Annotated in this window: 25 protein-coding genes; 6 read left to right on the top strand and 19 right to left on the bottom strand. The window is 34.0% G+C overall.

The window, feature by feature from the left end; all coding sequences use genetic code 11:
* The first annotated feature begins 172 nt into the window (after window positions 1-172).
* Window positions 173-937 (top strand): type I methionyl aminopeptidase, encoded by a 765-nt coding sequence (gene map / locus E0W73_RS13690; protein ID WP_135222638.1) that lies wholly within the window; start codon window positions 173-175, stop codon window positions 935-937.
* 74 nt (window positions 938-1,011) lie between these two features.
* Here the strand turns inward: map and E0W73_RS13685 are convergent, their stop codons facing one another.
* Window positions 1,012-1,734 (bottom strand): hypothetical protein, encoded by a 723-nt coding sequence (locus E0W73_RS13685; RefSeq protein WP_135222637.1) that lies wholly within the window; start codon window positions 1,732-1,734, stop codon window positions 1,012-1,014.
* Between the two features lie 100 nt (window positions 1,735-1,834).
* On the opposite strand from E0W73_RS13685, the gene E0W73_RS13680 reads away from it, so the two are divergent.
* On the top strand, window positions 1,835-2,383 hold the full coding sequence (locus E0W73_RS13680; protein ID WP_135222636.1) for a hypothetical protein: 549 nt from the start codon (window positions 1,835-1,837) through the stop codon (window positions 2,381-2,383).
* 3 nt (window positions 2,384-2,386) lie between these two features.
* Here the strand turns inward: E0W73_RS13680 and E0W73_RS13675 are convergent, their stop codons facing one another.
* From E0W73_RS13675 to E0W73_RS13660, 4 genes are all read right to left on the bottom strand, one after another.
* A complete protein-coding gene (locus tag E0W73_RS13675; protein ID WP_135222635.1) occupies window positions 2,387-2,953 on the bottom strand; it encodes a hypothetical protein in 567 nt (188 codons plus the stop codon).
* A gap of 26 nt (window positions 2,954-2,979) precedes the next feature.
* The gene (locus tag E0W73_RS13670) at window positions 2,980-3,378 is read right to left on the bottom strand and encodes a VOC family protein (protein WP_135222634.1); all 399 of its coding nucleotides are present in this window, start codon (window positions 3,376-3,378) and stop codon (window positions 2,980-2,982) included.
* A 111-nt stretch (window positions 3,379-3,489) separates the two neighbouring features.
* Entirely contained in the window at window positions 3,490-4,155 is a 666-nt protein-coding gene (locus E0W73_RS13665; RefSeq protein ID WP_135222633.1) for a hypothetical protein, read from the bottom strand.
* Between the two features lie 57 nt (window positions 4,156-4,212).
* Window positions 4,213-4,596 carry a hypothetical protein gene (locus tag E0W73_RS13660; protein ID WP_135222632.1) on the bottom strand — a complete coding sequence of 128 codons (384 nt, stop codon included), beginning with the start codon at window positions 4,594-4,596 and terminating at the stop codon, window positions 4,213-4,215.
* Between the two features lie 46 nt (window positions 4,597-4,642).
* Between E0W73_RS13660 and E0W73_RS13655 the strand changes: the two genes are divergently transcribed.
* From E0W73_RS13655 to E0W73_RS13640, 4 genes are all read left to right on the top strand, one after another.
* A complete protein-coding gene (locus E0W73_RS13655; protein ID WP_135222631.1) occupies window positions 4,643-5,380 on the top strand; it encodes an XAC2610-related protein in 738 nt (245 codons plus the stop codon).
* Window positions 5,381-5,408: 28 nt separating this feature from the next.
* Window positions 5,409-5,759, top strand: a complete 351-nt coding sequence (locus tag E0W73_RS13650; RefSeq protein ID WP_135222630.1) for a DUF2200 domain-containing protein — start codon at window positions 5,409-5,411, stop codon at window positions 5,757-5,759.
* An 87-nt stretch (window positions 5,760-5,846) separates the two neighbouring features.
* Window positions 5,847-6,416, top strand: coding sequence for a Crp/Fnr family transcriptional regulator (locus tag E0W73_RS13645; protein ID WP_135222629.1), 570 nt, complete (start codon window positions 5,847-5,849; stop codon window positions 6,414-6,416).
* A gap of 78 nt (window positions 6,417-6,494) precedes the next feature.
* Window positions 6,495-7,232 carry an SDR family NAD(P)-dependent oxidoreductase gene (locus E0W73_RS13640; protein WP_135222628.1) on the top strand — a complete coding sequence of 246 codons (738 nt, stop codon included), beginning with the start codon at window positions 6,495-6,497 and terminating at the stop codon, window positions 7,230-7,232.
* A 67-nt stretch (window positions 7,233-7,299) separates the two neighbouring features.
* On the opposite strand, the gene E0W73_RS13635 is transcribed toward E0W73_RS13640, so the two are convergent.
* The 14 genes from E0W73_RS13635 to E0W73_RS13570 all read right to left on the bottom strand — a co-directional run bounded on the left by E0W73_RS13635 (window position 7,300) and on the right by E0W73_RS13570 (window position 19,197).
* The gene (locus tag E0W73_RS13635; protein WP_135222627.1) at window positions 7,300-9,543 is read right to left on the bottom strand and encodes a tetratricopeptide repeat-containing sensor histidine kinase; all 2,244 of its coding nucleotides are present in this window, start codon (window positions 9,541-9,543) and stop codon (window positions 7,300-7,302) included.
* 201 nt (window positions 9,544-9,744) lie between these two features.
* Entirely contained in the window at window positions 9,745-10,302 is a 558-nt protein-coding gene (locus E0W73_RS13630) for a DUF4256 domain-containing protein (RefSeq protein WP_135222626.1), read from the bottom strand.
* 12 nt (window positions 10,303-10,314) lie between these two features.
* The gene (locus E0W73_RS13625; RefSeq protein WP_135222625.1) at window positions 10,315-10,695 is read right to left on the bottom strand and encodes a DoxX family protein; all 381 of its coding nucleotides are present in this window, start codon (window positions 10,693-10,695) and stop codon (window positions 10,315-10,317) included.
* A gap of 4 nt (window positions 10,696-10,699) precedes the next feature.
* Window positions 10,700-11,167, bottom strand: a complete 468-nt coding sequence (locus E0W73_RS13620) for an SRPBCC domain-containing protein (RefSeq protein ID WP_135222624.1) — start codon at window positions 11,165-11,167, stop codon at window positions 10,700-10,702.
* Between the two features lie 3 nt (window positions 11,168-11,170).
* Window positions 11,171-11,488 (bottom strand): ArsR/SmtB family transcription factor, encoded by a 318-nt coding sequence (locus E0W73_RS13615; protein ID WP_135222623.1) that lies wholly within the window; start codon window positions 11,486-11,488, stop codon window positions 11,171-11,173.
* 97 nt (window positions 11,489-11,585) lie between these two features.
* Window positions 11,586-12,638 carry a linear amide C-N hydrolase gene (locus tag E0W73_RS13610; RefSeq protein ID WP_135222622.1) on the bottom strand — a complete coding sequence of 351 codons (1,053 nt, stop codon included), beginning with the start codon at window positions 12,636-12,638 and terminating at the stop codon, window positions 11,586-11,588.
* A 141-nt stretch (window positions 12,639-12,779) separates the two neighbouring features.
* Complete coding sequence (gene abc-f, locus E0W73_RS13605) at window positions 12,780-14,366, bottom strand: ribosomal protection-like ABC-F family protein (RefSeq protein WP_135222621.1); 1,587 nt, start codon at window positions 14,364-14,366, stop codon at window positions 12,780-12,782.
* A gap of 215 nt (window positions 14,367-14,581) precedes the next feature.
* Complete coding sequence (locus E0W73_RS13600; RefSeq protein WP_135222620.1) at window positions 14,582-14,950, bottom strand: hypothetical protein; 369 nt, start codon at window positions 14,948-14,950, stop codon at window positions 14,582-14,584.
* 188 nt (window positions 14,951-15,138) lie between these two features.
* The gene (locus E0W73_RS13595) at window positions 15,139-16,071 is read right to left on the bottom strand and encodes a transglutaminase-like domain-containing protein (RefSeq protein ID WP_135222619.1); all 933 of its coding nucleotides are present in this window, start codon (window positions 16,069-16,071) and stop codon (window positions 15,139-15,141) included.
* 19 nt (window positions 16,072-16,090) lie between these two features.
* A complete protein-coding gene (locus E0W73_RS13590) occupies window positions 16,091-16,942 on the bottom strand; it encodes a substrate-binding domain-containing protein (RefSeq protein ID WP_135222618.1) in 852 nt (283 codons plus the stop codon).
* Window positions 16,943-16,981: 39 nt separating this feature from the next.
* Entirely contained in the window at window positions 16,982-17,458 is a 477-nt protein-coding gene (locus E0W73_RS13585) for a DUF4265 domain-containing protein (RefSeq protein WP_135222617.1), read from the bottom strand.
* Between the two features lie 12 nt (window positions 17,459-17,470).
* A complete protein-coding gene (locus tag E0W73_RS13580) occupies window positions 17,471-17,848 on the bottom strand; it encodes a VOC family protein (RefSeq protein ID WP_135222616.1) in 378 nt (125 codons plus the stop codon).
* 43 nt (window positions 17,849-17,891) lie between these two features.
* Entirely contained in the window at window positions 17,892-18,761 is an 870-nt protein-coding gene (locus E0W73_RS13575; protein ID WP_135222615.1) for a nucleoside phosphorylase, read from the bottom strand.
* A gap of 103 nt (window positions 18,762-18,864) precedes the next feature.
* Window positions 18,865-19,197 carry a translation initiation factor gene (locus E0W73_RS13570; RefSeq protein ID WP_135222614.1) on the bottom strand — a complete coding sequence of 111 codons (333 nt, stop codon included), beginning with the start codon at window positions 19,195-19,197 and terminating at the stop codon, window positions 18,865-18,867.
* Between the last annotated feature and the right edge of the window lie 88 nt (window positions 19,198-19,285).

Below are 19,285 nucleotides of genomic sequence, written 5' to 3'. Positions count from 1 at the left end.
TATTTATAGAATATTTGCTAATTTATGTTGGCTTAAAAGTTCAGATATCATATATTTTTTATGAATTAAGGCTTTGATAACCATTAGTGCGATTTATCGGATTCACGTTTGCCAATTTATAAAAGATATTTCAAATAAAAAGTATTATTTTAGGAGCATAAAATAAAAAAGCATGTCAATAACAACAGAAGCGGAATTAATCGGAATGAAGAAAGCGAGCGAGGCGGTCGCTTTTGCTTTAAAAGAAATGAGAAATTATGCCAAACCCGGAATGTCTACAAAAGAAATTGATAATTACGGAGCACAGATTCTCAATGATTTAGGAGCAAAATCGGCACCTTACGTTACGTACGGTTTTCCGGGTTACACCTGCATTAGCGTAAATAACGAATTCTGCCATGGAATTCCGTCTGAAAAACGAATTCTTAACGAAGGAGATTTAATCAATATCGATGTTTCGGCAGAATTAGATGGCTTTTGGTCAGACAACGGAGCGTCGTTTGTGATAGGAGAGGACATCAATCAACATCAAAAATTGATTGAAGCGTCTAAGGAAATTCTGCATAAAGCAATCTACAACATCAAGGGCGGTGTACGCATTTCTGATATTGGCTTTTTGATGGAAACCGAAGCCAAAAAAAGAGGCTACAAAGTGATTAAAAACCTCACCGGACACGGCGTAGGAAGGAGTCTTCACGAAGAACCGCACGAAATTGCCAATTACAGAGACCGATTCAATTTAGCGCGATTTAAGAAAAATTCTGTTGTTGCAATTGAGACCTTTATAGCCACGACTTCTACTTATGCAGAAACCTTGCAGGACGGCTGGACAATGGTCGGAAATAAAGGCGGTTTTATGGCGCAACACGAACATACAATTGTAGTGACCGAAGGAAAACCGATCATATTGACCGAAATGAACGGAATTTGGAATTAGAATTCTTCAATTCACAGAAATTACAACAATAAAATAAGACCGAATGCTTTTAAAGTCATTCGGTCTTTGTGTTTTTAAAAAGCAGCAATTTTCATTATTGCAACAATTATGATGGAAAGCAACACCAATCCTGTATAATAAACGCCTCTTTTGGTTCTGCTGTCAATATTTTTGTTTTTTATAATGATGATTGATGATCGGATCAAAATAAAACTTACAGCAACCGCACAGATTCCGACAAGGATTTTATTAGAAGAAATGTACACCACTGCCATACAGACCAAGTTTATAATCATGAGCGGAATGGCATATTTTTGATCAAATGTTTTCTGATTTTGCTCTGTTACAGGTCTTATCTGATTTAGTTTTGACTGCAATCTCTCATTATTTTCGATTTGAGACGGAATATAGATTGTCTCGTGCGCCGTTTTTCCTTTTATGGTATAATCTCCCTTTTTATTTTGGGAAATCGACTGGATATCCGAGAACTGAATTGTTAATGCTGGTGTTTTTTGTTGTTCTCTAGTAATATTCTTATCTGCAAAGTTCAACTGATAACTTTCAAAAAAAGACTTGTATCTTTTAATTGCTGATCGGAATCCGATAAACATACTTACAACAAGAAATAGCATTATGATAGGAAGCGTTTCAAAGAATTCTTCTGTACTTTCTGTATTAAAAAATGAAATCAGAAGTCCAAAGGACATTGCCATTAGCGCAATTACCAATATTTTTATAAGCACCTGCTTCCTGACTTCATCGAAACCATTTTCTTTTATTCTAAAAATTTCATTCATTAGGTTAATTATTTGGGGTTGTCGTTATTTTGCTGCGAATATATAGAATTATTAGTATTAGAATATTTAATAATTTACATTTGAATCATTTAATAACTATATGATAAAGAACAGTTTTCTAGTATTGCTTTTAGCAGGTTTTACAGCCTTTTCTCAAGAAAGTCTTTATAAAAAAATATTATTCAATAAAGAGTTAAAAACCAATGAATTGACGCTCACGCAAGAGGATCTAAATGCCGCTTTTCCTAATTTTTTATTTGATAATCTTAATTTCAGAAAGATAACATCATTTTATATTGAAACCTATAAGGATAAATTTGTCATTGATTCAAATTCAGGATCTCTATTGGAATGTACTTTTACAAGTGATGAAGGTTTTGTACAACAGAAATATAAAATTCAAAATTTTGCATTGAAAAACTACAATAATTTCAACGAAGATTTTGATTATAAAACGTACACGATATTTGTACAGCGTGGATTTATTATTGCTTTTAATAAAATTGAGAAAACAATGCTTATGATTGATGTCAATTCGTGCATCTTTGAAAAACAAAAAAGCAAAGTTCTCAGATTATTGAAAAACAAAAAAACTTTTGATGTTTTTGTACTTAACTGTGGCGGTAAAGAACTTGTTTCTAGAAGCTAATTGCTAATCTATCATACTACTCTCATCAAAAATCTTTATTTTGAAAGAAGGATTTTCTTCTAAATATCCTAATAACTTAAGAGACTTTGACGTGAGCTTTTGGTCGATTTGTTTCCAGATTTCTGTTTTTTCTTCAGGAGTATACTTTTTCTTTTTTATATATCTTTTGAAATATTCCTGTTTATAGACAGGCAGAAATTCATCATACGAAAGCTTAGTAAAGCTGATATAAATATACTTTTCCTGATTATTTATAATTTTGAATTCCCTTTTGATTGTAAATTCATGCTCAAGATTTGAAACTTCAATGGTATACAAACCATCTTTTAAACTCAAAACAGGATCCTTCATTGTTTTGATATCTTCCGATTTAGCAATAATAGAGTCATTCAGTTTCACTAGAATTGAAGCTTTGTAGTTTCCGTAAGAACTATTCGAAAGATGAAAAGTTACATTTTCTATTTCTTCTGTTTTAGGGAATAATCTCAAAAACGAAAATACAATCACAAACAACAGCACTAAAACAGAAGCTAGGTAAAGCGGAAGTTTATTATTTTTAGTAATTATCATACTTTTTCGTTCTAAGATTAGGTTATTTAAGCCGGTTCCCAAAGTTCTATTTTATTTCCTTCTGCATCCATTATATGTACAAACTTTCCGTAATCATAAGTTTCAATTGCATCCAGAATTGTTACACCATTTAGTTTGAGCTGTTCAACAAGTCCTTCAATATTCCGGACACGATAATTGATCATAAACTCTTTTTTAGAAGGAGAAAAATAGGAATCATCTTTCTTGAACGGGCTCCATTGTAGTGATTCCGTTTCATCTGGATTTGCCAATTTTCTTGATTCAAAAGTTGCTCCCCAGTCATTGGTTTCGATTCCTAAATTTTTAGAATACCAATCACGAGTTTCTTTAGGATTGTCCGAAAAAAAGAAAATACCGCCAATTCCGGTAACTTTTGGGGTTTTATCATTTGATGAATTTTCCATAACTTATTTTTGAATTTAATGAAGTTAGTTTTGTGTAATAAAGTTAAATTAATTATAGAACAAATATTGAATTATTATTTAAAATCAATATTTTACAAGAATTATTTATCCTTAAAACATAAATAGATTTCCTTCTCTTTCTGCTTTTTCAATTTGAGTTACTTTTTTATTTTTGACATCAACAATTGCTCTTAAAAAACTAACTTTCGTAGAGTCTCTATAAATCATGCCGTACCATTCTACGCTTACTATTTTTAAATTTTTATCAGTTGTAGGATACGTTTTGTAGCTAATGTATTTTGCTTTATTCGTTTTTTCCTTTTGTTTGATTGCGTTTTTGACTAGAATGCTTTTTTCAGTAATCGAAATCGCTAAAGAATCCACTTTATATAAACTGTCGACGCTATTTTCAAAAAGATCTCTCCAATTCTTTCCGATTCTTCTTTGCAAAATGCTGTCGGTTCTATTGTTGTGCCTTACATCTGCACTATGGTCAACTATATTGGTACAGGATGTTCCGTTTACAGAAAAACGAAAATTATACCATCTAGCAATTATATATCTGTATTGATCTTTTGGGTCGGGAGGTCCGCCAAAAACGGTGTAGGTTGGGTATTTATTTTCTAATCTTATTTCTGCATTTACGCTTTCGGAATCAATAACCGCTTTTTTATGTTCTTCCACAGCCTGTTTTTCAAAGACTTTGGTTTTGCCGATTACGATTCCAATTACCAATATTATAATTATTAACAGTACAAAAAGAATATTTTTTCTCATAAGCAGCAGTGGCATTTAAAAAATAGATTTGGAATTATAAATATAGTTTTAATTCTATTATAGTGTAGTATTATTTTCGTTCTTCATCTCATTTTTATATTCTTCAAGAAGTTCGTAAAACATTTTTATAGATTGAATATGTTCTTCCTTTGTTATGTGACGAGAAAAAACCTCTTCCCAAATAATTTCTTCTGGATCAAAACCAAGACTGTATGCCAAAATCATATTGCCCCAGCCAGCTGTCGATTCATAATAACCTAGTTTGCGGGCAATCCAATCAAAGAAAGCTTCATTTTTTGATTCAATAATTAACTTATTTTCAACAAGAGCAGTATAATATCCTGTAGCAAAAAGCTTAATTCTGTCAAGCGAAACTTCACCAATAAACATTCCCGGACGTTTTTCGATATCTTTAAATAATTTATAACATTCTAGAACCATCACTTTACTAATTTTTATAATTTTAAGACAAATTAATAATATATAAATGAAAAATTTGCTGTTACTTATTGTTTTTACTTTATTTATTGCTTGCAAAGACAAAACGGAGAAAGCTAATAATAGCACAGTCCTAACAGACAGCATTAAAGAAGAAACTGTCATCAAAAGCGCACCTTATGAAGATGACGAAATAATCAGTGGGTTTACTGAAACTTTTGTAGACAGTTCTACAATTGCTGCAAAAGGAAAATATAAAATTGAAATTACTCAAAATACGACTGATACGATTACGAAGGTTTCGATTCAGCTTTTTCAGAAGCAAAATCGGCGTTGGAAAAGTATTCAAAATTATACTTTAAACAAAGAAAGCGATATTCCGATGCTTCCAGATATAGAAGATTTTAATAATGATGGTTTAAATGATTTTACAATTCATTACGCCACAGCAGCCAGAGGTTCAAATGACGTCAGGAAATTGTTTATTTTTTCTAAAAAAGAAAATAAGTTTGTAGAGATAAAGAATTCCGACAACTATCCAAATCTGGAGTATAACAAAAAGTTGAATTGCATAGATGCTTTGAGCGTTTACGGAGGATCAACGACATCATTTCTAAAACTGACAAAAGACAGCCTGACTGAATTTGCGAAAGTTAATTTTATGGATGGTGACGTAGAAAGTTTTATCATTCGCAACAATAAAGAAATAAAACTTTATTCCGGAAAATATCAGGGTTCTAATGATTATCTGGTGCGATTTAGTAATTATAATCCAATCGAAGAATAAGTCAATTGTTGAATTAATTTAAGCAAAGATGAATAGCGAAAGAATATATAGATTATTGTTTTCGAGTGTGTATCCTTTATACATTCAAAAAGCTGAAAGGAAAGGACGTACCAAAGAGGAAGTAGACACTGTAACCAAATGGTTAACAGGATACAATGATGAACAACTTAAAGAACAGATTGAAAAAAAGTCTGATTTTGAAACTTTCTTTAAAGAAGCCCCTGAACTCAATCCGAATGCGGTAAAAATTACCGGTGTAATCTGCGGTTATCGCATAGAAGAGATTGAAGACCCACTGATTCAAAAAATCAGATATCTAGATAAATTAGTTGATGAGTTGGCGAAAGGCAAAAAAATGGAAAAGATTTTAAGAACCTAAATACATAATAGAATAGGAAACGATAATTTTTATCATTTTTTGCCAAATGACAAATTTTCGCCCAAAAGTTATTCCTAACTTTCGGTCATGAAAGAACTAGTAGACTATATTTTGCAGTTTGGAAGTCTGAACCAACAGCAAATCGATTTAATCTCAAGAAAAGCTGAGGAAATTGAAATCAAAAAAGACGATTATTTTTCGGAAGCCGGAAAGGTTTCCGTACAAGTCGGTTTTATTTTAGAAGGAATAATGCGAGTTTGCTATTACAACAATAAAGGCGACGAGATCACCAAATATTTTATTGAAGAAAACAATTTGGTGGTTGACTTAGAGAGTTTTAATAACAGTATTTGCTCTTCGGCCTATGTCCAAGCCGTTACCGACTGCAAGATGATTGTTTTTTCTAAAGCTGACTGGGAAGAACTGCTGCAAACCATTATAGGCTGGGATGCAATTGTGCACAAGATAATTTCGAGAGCGCTTATGCTGAAAATTGAAAGAAGAAGTCCGCTCGTTTCTGAAGATGCAACGACTCGTTATCTTTCGTTTATGGAAAAATACCCAAATGTCATCAATAAGATTCCTCTTTCTTATCTGGCTTCTTACCTCGGAATCACGCAATCTTCCTTAAGTCGTATCAGAAAAAACATTCGTTAAGTCGCTTTTTGCCATATGGCAAATGTTTTCGTTTTTTATTGATGAAACTTTGCATCAGATAATTTTAAAAGATAAAAAATGAATTCAGTATTGATTACAGGCGCCAATAGAAGCATTGGACTAGAAACAGCCAAACAGCTTTCAGAAAAAGGATTTTTTGTTTACCTAGGAAGCCGTGACCTTTCAAAAGGCGAAGAGGCGGTAAAAAACTTAAATCAAGACGGTTTTGCGAATATAAAAGCTATTCAGATTGATGTTACGAATACAGAAAGTATTCAAGGTGCCAAAAACATAATAGAGCAGGAGCAAGGAAAGCTTGACGTTCTAATTAACAATGCAGGAGTTTTGGGTGCTTTGCCACAAGAAGCGTCTCTAGCAAACTTAAGCGGAATTCGTGATACATTCGACACCAATTTCTTTGGAGTAATCAACGTAACGCAAATCTTTATCGAGTTGCTTAAAAAATCTGAAAATCCGCGAATCAGCAATATTACTTCCGGATTGGGTTCTTTAACATTACATAGCGATCCTAGCTGGAAATATCATGCCATTAAAGCGGTTTCGTATGTTTCTTCCAAAGCGGCATTAAATGCTTTTACTATTACGTTGGCATACGAATTAAGAGATTTACCTTTTAAGGTAAATGCGATAGATCCAGGTTATACAGCAACCGATTTCAATCATTTCAGTGGACCTGGTTCTGTAGAAAGTGCGGCGAGTTTCATCGTCAAACATACTATAACTGATGAAAATGGGCCGACTGGAAAATTCTTCAGCAATGATATTGAAGACGAAAGCGAAGAAAGTCCGTGGTAAATAGCGATACAATCAAAAAAAGAAACCTTCATATTTTAATTTTGAAGGTTTCTTTTTTAATATCGATTTATGAAATGGTATTCCTCACAAAGTCAACTTCGACAACAGCGCCGTTATCGTTATAAATAGAAACTTCACCGTCAAGCTGTTGTCCTAAACCGTTTATTAGGCTTATTCCTAAAGTAGCTGTGGAGTCAAAGTTGAAATCTTTCGGAAAACCTATTCCATTATCTTTGATTTGAAGTTTTACTCTATAATTTTCCAACGATTCCAATTTTATAGAAATTAAACCTTTTCTGTTTTCTGGGAAACCGTATTTAATGGAGTTGGTTACTGTTTCATTCAAAATAAGTCCGACAGAAACTGCCTGAGCTTCATCAAGAAGTATCGGGTCAATCTGAGTTTGGAAATCAATATTTTGCATATCAAACGTTAAAGTGAAATTTACCATCAATTCGCTAATATAATTTTCCATTTCGATCTCTCTGACAATATCTGTCCTATATAGTTTTTGATGCAACAGTGAAATAGCAAATAATCGATGTTGACTCTTTTGGATCGCATCAAAAGCTTCTTGGTTTTTTAAAGTTGAAGACTGTGAATTTAAAAGGCTCATTACAATCTGAAGGTTGTTTTTTACTCGATGATGAATTTCCTGCATCAATGATTCTTTCTCGCTTAGCAGTTTTTGCAACGCCAAATTTTTTTGATCAATTTCGTTCTTTTGACTGACCAAAAGTTTGTTGTTTTTTTGTTTTGACTGATAACTGATCCAAAACAGCATCGTGCTTACAAAAAGAAAAACCACAATGCAGACACCAAATTTAATAGTGCTTTGTGCCTGGATGTTTTTTGTTTTTTGGGCATCCATTGCAAGTTTTAGATTAGAAAATTCCTTTTCTTTCTTTTCAATTCCGTATAAAATTTGAAGTTCTTCAATCTGTTTATTCTTTTTTTCATTAAAAATAGAATCATTCAGGTTTTTGAACGTTTGAAAATATTTGATTGCGCTGCTGTATTTTCCGTTTGCAGAATCAATTTTAAACAAATATAAATTCGCATCCTTAACTTGTGAAAGCTCAACGATTCCGTTAGAAAAATTAAGCGATTTCTGAAAAAAATACTTCGCCTTGTCGTATTTTTTATGTTCTTCGTAGAATTTGCCAAATTCAAAATATGCAGCCGATAAATTGATTATGTACATATTTGAAGAAGTATTTTCTTCATACAAATTAATCATCTTTTTAAAATGATCCTCTGCAAGTTTCGCTTGACCAATTTTATTGTAACAGTAAGCCAACGAACCATGCATCCTGGCTTGATCAGTTTTCTTTTTGGGCGGATATTCTTGAATCGTTTTCTGTACCTGATGCAACGCCTCAGTGTATCTTTTCTCTTGTACAAGCTCTTTACTCAACAAATCGATAAACTCGTATAAATTTGAGTAATCTATTTCATTTTCAGATTTTAGAAATCCGATTGCTTTCTTAAGCAAATCAATGCTAGTGTTGTGTTTACCTAAATCTTTGTAGGCAATTGCAAGCTGCTGGTAGAAAACAGGCGCAAAACGAAAATCTCCCGCGTTTTCCATGCTGTTTACACAAGCCTGCGAATAATAAAGGCTTTTTCCCAGGTCGCCTTTTAAGCGATACACATCAGCTAGAAGGTCGTAAGTAAAATGCAGTTTCTTATAACCGATTTTGTTGTAAACTTCTAAGACTTGCAGCAATTCCTTTTCCGCAAGATCCAATCTTCCCTGATTTAAATGTGCATCAGCCTTGTATTTAAGAATGAAGGCAAATTTTTCCTGAAGACCAAGATTTTTATATAATAGCGCAGCTTTGTCAAAGGTTTTTACCGCATTCTCAAAAGTTGCAAAACTTCTTGGAGTCTGCCAAAATAATCTCGCGCCGAGCATCTCCCATATTTTCGCTTCCTTTTTAAACTGCTTTGTTTCGTGGTAATAATTGATCACATTGTGCAGCTTTTTTTCTGCTTGCAGATAATTGTTTTCTTCAAATAAAATCTCAGAATGTCCTACTATACATTCGTTGATCAGGTTTTGATCCTTAATTTTGTTGCTAAGAGCAAAAGCCTTATCAAAATTAGATTTGGCGCTGTCCATATCTTTTTTAAAGCTTTCGGGCTTGTACAGAAAATCATTTCCTTTATCTAACAAAAGCTTAATTTTTGTTCTAGCCAAGAAAAGCTTTTTTTCTCGATTTTTAGAGGCTCCAGAAGCGGCAGGATACTGAGATGCATTACAATACGCAGAAAACAATAATAAAAATGTAATGCAAATTCTGGTCATAAACGGGCTGAAAACAATTGGTTCGGAAAAACTTTAATCGATAAATGTCTTAAAGTTTTTAAAAGTAGCTAAATTCCAGATTACGCACAAAAAAACCTTCGGCATTGCAAGGATTCCGAAGGTTTTATTTTACGGTTCAAGCAAATTCATTTAGCATGAACAAACTTTATAAATGACCAAAATATTTTCTGTATACTAAGATTACACTCTTAGCATGCCACGAAATCCACGCGCGGCATAATACGAATCAGCTCCATTATGGTACAGGAATACGGTATTGTAACGAAAATCACAGAAAACAGCACCGCCTAATTTTCTAATTTCTGAAGGGGTCTTGATCCAGCTTGATGTTTTAGAATCAAATTTTCCTGTTTTTTGCAATGCTCTATATTCTTCTTCATCTAAAAGTTCAATCCCCATTTCTTGTGCCATATTTACAGCGCTGTCGTTGGGTTTATTTTCTTTTCTTTTTTCAAGCGCTTCATGGTCATAACAAACGCTTCTGCGTCCTTTTGGACTTTCAGGCGAACAATCGACAAATAAATATTCTTTTGTTTTTTCGTCAAAGCCAATTACATCTGGTTCGCCTTCAGTTCGTTCCATTTCATCTAGTGACCATAATTTTTGAGGAGCGGCCAATAGTTTCTCTTCAATAACGTCCCATTCAAGATTTTGATGACGATGCATGTTTTTTTCAAATCGTATCTGAATCACTTTTAAAAGCTCTTCTTGCTGGTCATTAGTCAATTCTTTTTTCATGTTTTTATAATTTTAATTAACAGAAACAAATTTTCTGGTTTCTGGTCTAAAAAACCACGAAATCAGAGTCAATATAATTAATAATGATGGACCAAACAATTCCATAACGCCATCCCCAGAAGCCAAATGCGACACAACCGCACCAGACATAGCAAAGAAAAAGCCTGCATAAGCCCATTCCTTTAAGATAACAAATTTCGGAATAAGTATAGCAATAACACCTAAAAGTTTCCAAACACCTAAAAGCGTCAAAAAATAAAGCGGATAACCCAGATGTTTCATCATTTCAGTTTCTTCTGGCAACTGCATTAATTGCACGATTCCGGTCGATGTCATCCCTAATGCCAGCCAGAGCGTAGCAATCCAATAAATAATCTTGTTTCGTTTACTCATAATCTTATTTTAGGTTTAAAAGAATTTCTTCAAGTCGATTGTGGGCCATATTCAATCCTTGTGCAAATGGCAGTTTAAGTTGCGTGGTTCTATGCTCAATCGATTTGTAAATAATCTGCATGGTTAGTTTACTAGTATCATCACTTAGTTTTTCAAACTCCAAAAATTCAAGTTGAGGCGCAAAATTGCTATTGTCCATTTCAAAAGTGCGTACAATTTTTTCGTTTGGAATAAAATCATGAATTACACCATTGGCTTTAAAAACTATATTTCCGTTAGGATCACTGGTTTCAAACTGCCATGCTCCGTATTTTTTGCTTTCCAGTTTTACGACTTTCGTACCCATCCATTGCGCTACAATTTCTGGTTCAGTATACGCTTTGAATAAAAGTTCTACTGGTAAATCGAATTCTCTTGTAATTATAAGATCCTGTCGGTTCTCTTCTGCGTGAATTTTGGTTTTCTTTTCCATGGTTTATTTTTTATAGTTTTTCATAATTGCTTCAAGCTTGTCAAAACGTTCGTCCCACATTTTTCTGAACGGCTCAATAAAACTGTCGATTTCTTTCATTTTCTGCGGATTCAAATGATAATAAATTTCTCTGCCGTTTTGTGTTTGATGCAGTAATTCGCATTCGCTTAAAATCTGAATGTGTTTTGAAATGGTCTGTCTAGACGAATCAAAGTTCGCAGCAATTGCTCCTGGCGTCATTGCTTGTAGAGCTACCAAACTTAATATAGCTCTTCGTGTAGGGTCGGCTATTGCCTGAAAAACATCTCTTCTAGTCTCCATTGTGCAGTTATTTGACTGCAAATATAATGAAGTCATTTGACTGCACAATATATTTTAGCAACTTTTTGATGAATTATTTGAAAACAAGATGATAAGTTCAATCCAAGCCCGCAAACTGAAACGGTTTTGCTTCTTTAAAATTAATCAACGATTCACCAGAATAATTCTCATTATTTGCTAAACTTAACTTTCTGATTTTTCCTTTTTCACTAAAATCAATTTTACTGAATTCCACCCAAATCACATTGGGGTTCAGCACATTGTCAAAATAGTAAACCAGATTTTTTTGATCGGCAACCGTTCTCCAGCGGGTAGAGGAGATGTTTGGTTCGGTTTCAGAGGAAATTCCTAGTGGCACAGAGCAATTTCGAATAACACCAAAAACACTTGCCAGCGCAGTTCTTACGTTATCTGTTTTCGGAATGGCATTTATATAATAATGAGCCCTCACAAAACGATCTGCAGCTCTGTTAGTTCCGGGAAGCATTACAGTTCCGGGAATACTTTTCCAATACGTGTTAATAGCCAACTGATCGTCAAAAATAGGCGAGTTGGTCATCGTGGTGTATTTCCTGTCATGATGAATGACCAATTTTCCGTTGATATATTCAAAAATAGCGTTGTCTCCAGACGAATCAGAAATTGATAAATGTACAGTCGCAAAAATATTGGTACCCGGAATATGCGAGGAAGTGATCACAAATTCATTTTTGCTTAATGCCGTTACAGCATCAGAAACAGTAGAAAAATTGTCCAAAACATACTGCAGCCATAAAGAAACTGCAAGACCTTTTACATTTCCGTTCTTCTCAAATTTCGGATATTGTGACTCAACCAGCCACAAGAGATTGCCTACAAGTCCTTTCTCGTTCATCCCATCCGAAGAAGCAATATCCCATGAACTGGTTATTACACTCCCATATTTCGATTTCCATTTTATAGAGCTGGTGCCAACTTCGCCAGAACGTTCCATTCCTCTAGGGAAAATCCACAAATTAGCGGGAATTTCTCCTCGCCAATCCATGGATCTTGCTGTAATAATGGTGCCATTCAGTCCTTCATAAACGACCCTTGTACAAGGAAAAGCTATTGGGCTGATTACTAAACTAACCGAAAGTATAACCGTAAAAATTCTGTTTCGTGATTTCATAATTAATCAAATTTAATTTAATTACTTGCTAGCAGATTGGTTCATCCGAAGACTTGGGAATTCTTTTTACTGCAAATTACGCTTTTTTTTGTCAGAATTTTGATTATCAGTTAGATAGTAAACAAACTTTCCACATAAACTTCAAAGCAAAATAGTTTTCGTTATGCCTATTTCATCAAGAAAATGATTATCATGAGAAACCAGGACTAAGGTTCCTTCATATTCATTAACAGCTGCCGTTAGAATTTCAATATTCTGAATATCAAGATTATTGGTCGGTTCGTCCAAAATAATTAAGTCTGGTGTTTTTTTACTCATTGTCAAACAACAGAGCATTAAACGCATTCTTTCTCCTCCGCTTAAAGCGTTACAAGGTTTATCCAAATCATTTTGAGAAAATAAAAACCGATTAAGGCGCATTCTAACATCGTGTTCCTCTAATCCTGAGTCATTGAAAGCCTGTGCTTGTTCATAAATTTTTAAATTCTTTTGTAGTAAAGAATAATCCTGATCAATATAAATCGCTTTTTTATCTGCCAAATATATATTTCCTTTCGTCGGAATTATTTCTCCTAGAATAATTTTGATTAAAGTGGTTTTTCCGGAACCATTCAAGCCTTTTATGACTGCACGTTCACCGCTGTTGATTTCGAAGTCAAGATTGTTTTTCCACAGTGGCTCATTTCCAAAACTAAAGTTGATGCCCACTGCCTTTATAAGCATTTTTCCCTTATGAAGCAAAGCATTATCAAAACCGAATTTCATCTGTTCCAAGACCGGAAGAGCCGAACGCAATTCTCTTAAATCCTGTGACAAACCACTGATTTTTTCCGAATGGACTTCTTTCATTTTAGAACTGCTGTTTTCTGCTTTATTACGCAACGTATTCATCATGATTCGTGCTGTTCCAGATTTTTCCTGTTTCTTTTTTCCGCGCGCATCTAGCTTTTGTTGCCTTTCCAAGCTTTCTCTTTCTTTTTCTTTGGCTTTTCGTAGAGCTTTTTCTTTGCTTTGCAAATCTTCCTTCAGCGAATTCTGCTCTATTTGTTTCTGCTGCGTATAAAATTCGTAATTGCCGCCGTATACGGTAATTCCGTTCTTATTCATTTTCAGTATTTTATTCAAAATATTGAGCAATGTTCTGTCGTGGCTCACAACAAGCAACGCAGAAGAAGTCGATTTTATAAAATCGTAAAGCAATTGCCTTCCTTCAAAATCCAAGTGATTGCTGGGTTCATCAAGAACAACAAAATCGGGCTGATGAATCATGATGCCAGCAAGAAAAACCTTTGTTTTCTGACCTCCGCTCAACGTTGCTAATTTTTGATCCAAGTTTAGCTTTTCTAGCTTCCAGTACTTCAAGGCTTCTGCACATCGATCTTCTATAGTCCAGTCATCGTTTAAGACTTCGAGGTTCTCTTCGGTCACTACACCTTCAAGTATTTGTTTAAGTGCCTCGAGCTTAGACTTTATTTTTAATGCCTCTGCAATAGTAAAATCATTAAACTGCCCAAACAGTTGAGGCACAAAATAGGGTTTTGAAGAACATATAATTTCGCCCGAAAAATAGCTCGATTCTTCGGCAACAATTTTTAATAAAGTAGATTTCCCAACGCCGTTACTGCCAATTAAAGCAACTTTTTCGTGTTGATTAACGGTAAAACTGATGTTTTTAAACAATACGTCTGTATTTTCATGCTGACAGCATAAATCGTGAATAATAAGCATAATTTCTTTCTGAATTAACATTAATAATCAAGCAAGCCAAATTATGGCTACGCTTTAAATTGCCTGAAAGAAATTGATTTTCACATTTGCTTACTATTCTTTTGAAGTGGTGCAAAGATATTAATAAGTTTTAAAAATCAAAAAACCACTCTTTATAGGATAAAGAATGGTTTTTTGTATTGATTTTCCTGCTCTGAGCGAGCTATTATATTGGTTTATATTTTTTTGAGCGTTAACTTCATTTCTTTGGTATCCAAAATCAATTCATCATTTGTTATTGTACTCTCACAAGGATAAGGAGTGCCGACTTCGTCTTTAATAACAAGACTTTTTCCACCTTTTGTCAGCGCATAAGTCCCATCTGTTATTTCGCGGAATAAATATCCTGTAACATGCCCATCTTTTGTAAAGGTCAACATTCCGTTGGTGATGATTGCATTTTTAGCAGAATCAGAAAGAGTCATTTTGGGTTCAACTGCTGTTACTTTCCACGAATTAATCAGTTTATTTCTTTTTCCTGTACATGAAACTAACAATACAACAGCAATGGCAATTACGATAGTAAACAATTTAGAATTTCTCATGATTTTGTGATTAAAAGGTTAAACACCAAAAAGATACAAAAAAAAACATTAGTAAATTATTAACAGCCAAATATTTATAAACTTTTTGGACTTGTAGTTTTCCTGTGTGCAATCCCTAAAACCTAAAAACCTAAAAACCTAAAACTTGAAACTTGAAACTTGAAACCTGAAACCTGAAACAAAAAAACCTAATTCAAAGTAAGCGCCCCCAAAATTTCTTCGTACATGAAGGGTCCGCCGGGATAGGTTGCCGTATAATCAAGATTCATCCAGACTTGTCCGCGCTCGTCAATGTGATAATGCAGTTTTTTGCCGTAGCTTTCTCGCTGGAATAACACATTTTTTATTAGATAATTGACCTTTTCTAAATCCAAGGAAGAACCGATTAAAATTTCAGGATAAATATGTCCTTTTGTATGAATGAGCCTTGGTGTGCCTCCGATAGAGCGAATCGCGGCCGCCATTAAAATAGAGTGGTCGTCGCAATCTCCAGAAAAATATTCTAGTGATTCGCTTGCCGTGGCAATATAATCGCCGTCTTTGGGATCATTTACATAATTCCATCGGCTGTTTATTTCCTTAAACACAGCAAAACATTGTATAATAGTACGATAGTCGGAGTAACCTTTAATCTTTTTAAAATGTTTTGAAGTCGCCATGATCGCAAAATTTCGCACTTTCGGATTTTGGTATTCGATAGCACTGATAATTTTTGATTTATTTGGAAAAGGCAACAGTTTCGCTACAACAATATCTTGCGGATATGGATTGTCCGACATGGTGTAGATCATCGAATTATAGTCTTCTGAAATTTCACTAAAACCATAATTCCCAATTACTGTTCCGTAGAATAAAACCAGCAAATAAACCGCAATACAAAGAATTATTATCGTTCTGAGCAACATCAAAAGAAAAAATACTGCCGCAAAAACGAAAATAAAAATAAAAACACGATCAAGATTGAAAGCCCACTCCAGATCGATTAAATTTTGATGCAGTATGATGAAAATCGGAATGGTAATTAACAGACTCAGCAACATAATAATAATCCTGTCCCAGGGTGATTTCACCTGAAGCTTGGATTTTAAGCGCGGAAAGTCAATTTTAGGGAATTTCATCATACGAATCAAAAAGCCAGTATTATATAGCTTTGACAGTTTCTACAAAAATACTTTTTTTATCAATAATTCCCAGATCAAAAAGTTGATTTTGAATTTTATCAAATGATTTTTCGGTCAGATTTTTTTGTGACCATTGTGTCAGCTGCAGCCATTCGCGGATATCTTCAGGCTTTTGTTTGAAAAGCTCTGCTAAGGTTTTGTCTATTTCCGGAATTGCCTTAAAATCTACAGTCGTTTTGTTGATGATTTCAAGGATTTTTTCAACGATTTTAGGATTCTTTTTCAAGAATTCATCGCGAACAGCAATCACAAATGACGGCCATGGAGTAGGGCAGTCGGCAATACGTCTAAAAATTCCCTGATCAACAAGCGGTTTGGTCATAAAACGTTCCCACATAAAATAATCAGCCTTTTTATTCGTAAGAGCTTCAACAGCACCATCAATTGTATTGACAATTTCAAATTCAATTGCATCAGTTTCCCAGCCTTGTTCATTGGCATTCACATAAGCCATAAGTTGCGAACCAGACCCGATTCTAGAAATTGCGACTTTTTTGTTTTTAAGATCTTCTAAACTTTGAAAATCTGATTTTGCGGCAACATGAATTCCCCAAATAAGAGGCGACTGCACATAAATCTGTACAATCTTGCTCGGATTTCCGGCTGCGATATCTTTTAATATTCCTTCGGTTAAAATTACAGCAATATCAGTTTCTCCATCTCTTAGCATCTGACACATTTTACCAGTACCTTCGGGAATATCTTTCCATTGCAAATCGATATTTTGTTCTTCAAACTCACCATTTTCAATACATAGATGCCATGGCAGATTGAAGTGTTCAGGAACACCTGCAATTTTTACAGTTTTCATTTATTCAAGTTTAGTTAAGTTGTTTCGTATTCTTAAAAATTAGTTTTTTAATAAGTCTGCTCTGTGCTTTTCAGAAAGGCACGGTTCTGCATACTCAATAATTTCCTGCGATTCATATTCGTTCAAAAGGCTTCTTACCAGCGAATAATCAACATCTTTGGTGATTTCGGCCGCAAAAAACGTTTCGTTCAATCCTTCAGATAAACAATTTAGCATTTTGAGCTTTTCACGAATTATTTCCTTGTCAAATCCCTTTTCCAGAATGGCAATCTGCACAATTGAATTACCAGAATTCTGGATTGTTTTTCTGTGCATATAGCGCTCTTCGTCTTCATCGTATTCTGCATAAAAAAGATCGTCAGTTGCGATTAAAGGTCCGAAAAACGGAATGTTATCCAATTTAAAAAGTCCTTTTTCAAGGTCAATAATTTCTGCCCACATAGTCTCTGAAACTACTTCGTCTAAATAATCGCTGTAATATTTGAAAAGTATCTTTTTATGCGTTTCTTTTTCCATTATTTATATTTATTATTTTGCTTTTAACGAAGATATCACAATTCGATAGCCGTCTGGATCTTGAATCATTGTTCCGTTTTCATTCCAATAAGGATTTACAGAACTAATAGTTGAGATATTGTTTCTTAAAATGTTATCTATCAAATGATTATACTCTAATATTTCTTTAGGATAAAGCACAATCACATCGTCTTCATCAAAGATATGATTAGCTTTTGTTTTGGACTTTGTAAATTCAAAATGCCAGTCTAAATCAGGTTTTCCAATAAAAATACCATCATAATTGTCATGGTTTTCAAAACTTCCCAATCGTTCAAAGCCTAAAATCTGAACATAGAATTTTTCAATTTCATCTAAATTATCGGTATGCCTGGCAACTCGTAAAACCATATTCAAAAATTCAAAAAGACAATTTCCGTTAATACCATATCAATTAATTACCCGCCAACTTATTTAAAGTGTAGGCAATGAGCTCGTCAACAGCTTTATAAGGATCTGTACTGAAGGTTCCCGATGCGCGATTGGCTATAATTGCGTTTAAGGACAAAGCATTATGGCCTAATAGCGCTGAGAGTCCGTAAATTGCAGCAGTTTCCATTTCAAGATTTGTGATTTTAGTTCCCTCGAAACTAAAATTATCCATTTTATTATTTAATTCTTCGTCTTGAATATTCAAACGCAAAACACGCCCCTGCGGACCGTAAAATCCACCAGCAGTAGCGGTGATTCCCTTAAATATTTTATCAGATTCGATTAGCTTTTCCAGCTTTTCGGAGCACTCAGTTACATATGGTTTTCCTTTTTTGGAATCCCAATTTGTATGATTTACAAATGCATCTTCTATTGCTGTAATCGAAACGCCGTCAATCAGATAAGAACGAAGCATATTGTCTAAGCCTAATCCGAACTTCGACATCACAAAACTGTCAACCGGAATATCTTCTTGAAGAGAGCCTGAAGTTCCAATTCTAATGATATTTAGCGAGGTAAGTTTTTCTTTAGGCTGACGCGTTTCTAAATCTATGTTTACCAACGCATCCAATTCGTTTAAAACAATATCAATATTGTCTGGTCCAATACCGGTAGACATTACAGAGATTCTTTTCCCTTTATAAATTCCGGTCTGCGTTTTAAATTCTCTTTTTTGAGTTGAATATTCGATTGAATCGAAAAATTGGGTGATTTTTTCAACTCTGTTTTGGTCGCCCACAAAAATAATATCGTGTGCAATATGTTCAGGACGAAGGTTTAAATGGTAAACACTCCCGTCCGGGTTTAGTATTAATTCTGATGATTGAATCATTTCTTTTTAATTTGCTAAGGTTCTAAGATACTATCCCGATAGCTATCGGGACTAAGTTTTTCAACTTGAAATTTGGAATTTTTAAAATTGGAATTTAAATATTCTAACCGCCAACACGTTTGGTTTTAAATCCTTTTTCTTTTAGAATCGCCATTATCTTGTCACGGTAATCGCCTTGAATTATAATTGAAGCATCTTTAAATGTACCTCCAACGCTCAATTTTGTCTTGATTTCCTTTGCCAGAATTTTAAAATCTTCGTCTGTTCCTTCATAACCTTCGATTATGGTTGTCGGTTTTCCTTTGCGTTTTTCGAACTTGCAAATCATAGGTTCTTTTTGAACATACAACACATGTTCGTTTTCCTGAACTTCTTCAGGTTCATTTGATTCTACGTGATCCGGAAATAAATTCTTCAACTGATCTTTAAAGTCCATATACTTCTATTATAAAATAACTACTACTATAAGCTTAAAAATTAAATTCCAAATTCCAATTTTAGAAGTTTGGAATTTGGAATTTATA

It is taken from the genome of Flavobacterium foetidum (assembly GCF_004634245.1).
Classification (GTDB): domain Bacteria; phylum Bacteroidota; class Bacteroidia; order Flavobacteriales; family Flavobacteriaceae; genus Flavobacterium; species Flavobacterium foetidum.
This window is presented reverse-complemented; position numbering and strand designations above follow the sequence as displayed.

Excerpts from the sequence above, each read along its gene's own strand:
- map (WP_135222638.1), top strand. The coding sequence starts at position 173 with ATGTCAATAACAACAGAAGCGGAATTAATCGGAATGAAGAAAGCGAGC.
- E0W73_RS13685 (WP_135222637.1), bottom strand. The coding sequence starts at position 1,734 with ATGAATGAAATTTTTAGAATAAAAGAAAATGGTTTCGATGAAGTCAGG.
- E0W73_RS13680 (WP_135222636.1), top strand. The coding sequence starts at position 1,835 with ATGATAAAGAACAGTTTTCTAGTATTGCTTTTAGCAGGTTTTACAGCC.
- E0W73_RS13675 (WP_135222635.1), bottom strand. The coding sequence starts at position 2,953 with ATGATAATTACTAAAAATAATAAACTTCCGCTTTACCTAGCTTCTGTT.
- E0W73_RS13670 (WP_135222634.1), bottom strand. The coding sequence starts at position 3,378 with ATGGAAAATTCATCAAATGATAAAACCCCAAAAGTTACCGGAATTGGC.
- E0W73_RS13665 (WP_135222633.1), bottom strand. The coding sequence starts at position 4,155 with ATGAGAAAAAATATTCTTTTTGTACTGTTAATAATTATAATATTGGTA.
- E0W73_RS13660 (WP_135222632.1), bottom strand. The coding sequence starts at position 4,596 with ATGGTTCTAGAATGTTATAAATTATTTAAAGATATCGAAAAACGTCCG.
- E0W73_RS13655 (WP_135222631.1), top strand. The coding sequence starts at position 4,643 with ATGAAAAATTTGCTGTTACTTATTGTTTTTACTTTATTTATTGCTTGC.
- E0W73_RS13650 (WP_135222630.1), top strand. The coding sequence starts at position 5,409 with ATGAATAGCGAAAGAATATATAGATTATTGTTTTCGAGTGTGTATCCT.
- E0W73_RS13645 (WP_135222629.1), top strand. The coding sequence starts at position 5,847 with ATGAAAGAACTAGTAGACTATATTTTGCAGTTTGGAAGTCTGAACCAA.
- E0W73_RS13640 (WP_135222628.1), top strand. The coding sequence starts at position 6,495 with ATGAATTCAGTATTGATTACAGGCGCCAATAGAAGCATTGGACTAGAA.
- E0W73_RS13635 (WP_135222627.1), bottom strand. The coding sequence starts at position 9,543 with ATGACCAGAATTTGCATTACATTTTTATTATTGTTTTCTGCGTATTGT.
- E0W73_RS13630 (WP_135222626.1), bottom strand. The coding sequence starts at position 10,302 with ATGAAAAAAGAATTGACTAATGACCAGCAAGAAGAGCTTTTAAAAGTG.
- E0W73_RS13625 (WP_135222625.1), bottom strand. The coding sequence starts at position 10,695 with ATGAGTAAACGAAACAAGATTATTTATTGGATTGCTACGCTCTGGCTG.
- E0W73_RS13620 (WP_135222624.1), bottom strand. The coding sequence starts at position 11,167 with ATGGAAAAGAAAACCAAAATTCACGCAGAAGAGAACCGACAGGATCTT.
- E0W73_RS13615 (WP_135222623.1), bottom strand. The coding sequence starts at position 11,488 with ATGGAGACTAGAAGAGATGTTTTTCAGGCAATAGCCGACCCTACACGA.
- E0W73_RS13610 (WP_135222622.1), bottom strand. The coding sequence starts at position 12,638 with ATGAAATCACGAAACAGAATTTTTACGGTTATACTTTCGGTTAGTTTA.
- abc-f (WP_135222621.1), bottom strand. The coding sequence starts at position 14,366 with ATGCTTATTATTCACGATTTATGCTGTCAGCATGAAAATACAGACGTA.
- E0W73_RS13600 (WP_135222620.1), bottom strand. The coding sequence starts at position 14,950 with ATGAGAAATTCTAAATTGTTTACTATCGTAATTGCCATTGCTGTTGTA.
- E0W73_RS13595 (WP_135222619.1), bottom strand. The coding sequence starts at position 16,071 with ATGATGAAATTCCCTAAAATTGACTTTCCGCGCTTAAAATCCAAGCTT.
- E0W73_RS13590 (WP_135222618.1), bottom strand. The coding sequence starts at position 16,942 with ATGAAAACTGTAAAAATTGCAGGTGTTCCTGAACACTTCAATCTGCCA.
- E0W73_RS13585 (WP_135222617.1), bottom strand. The coding sequence starts at position 17,458 with ATGGAAAAAGAAACGCATAAAAAGATACTTTTCAAATATTACAGCGAT.
- E0W73_RS13580 (WP_135222616.1), bottom strand. The coding sequence starts at position 17,848 with ATGGTTTTACGAGTTGCCAGGCATACCGATAATTTAGATGAAATTGAA.
- E0W73_RS13575 (WP_135222615.1), bottom strand. The coding sequence starts at position 18,761 with ATGATTCAATCATCAGAATTAATACTAAACCCGGACGGGAGTGTTTAC.
- E0W73_RS13570 (WP_135222614.1), bottom strand. The coding sequence starts at position 19,197 with ATGGACTTTAAAGATCAGTTGAAGAATTTATTTCCGGATCACGTAGAA.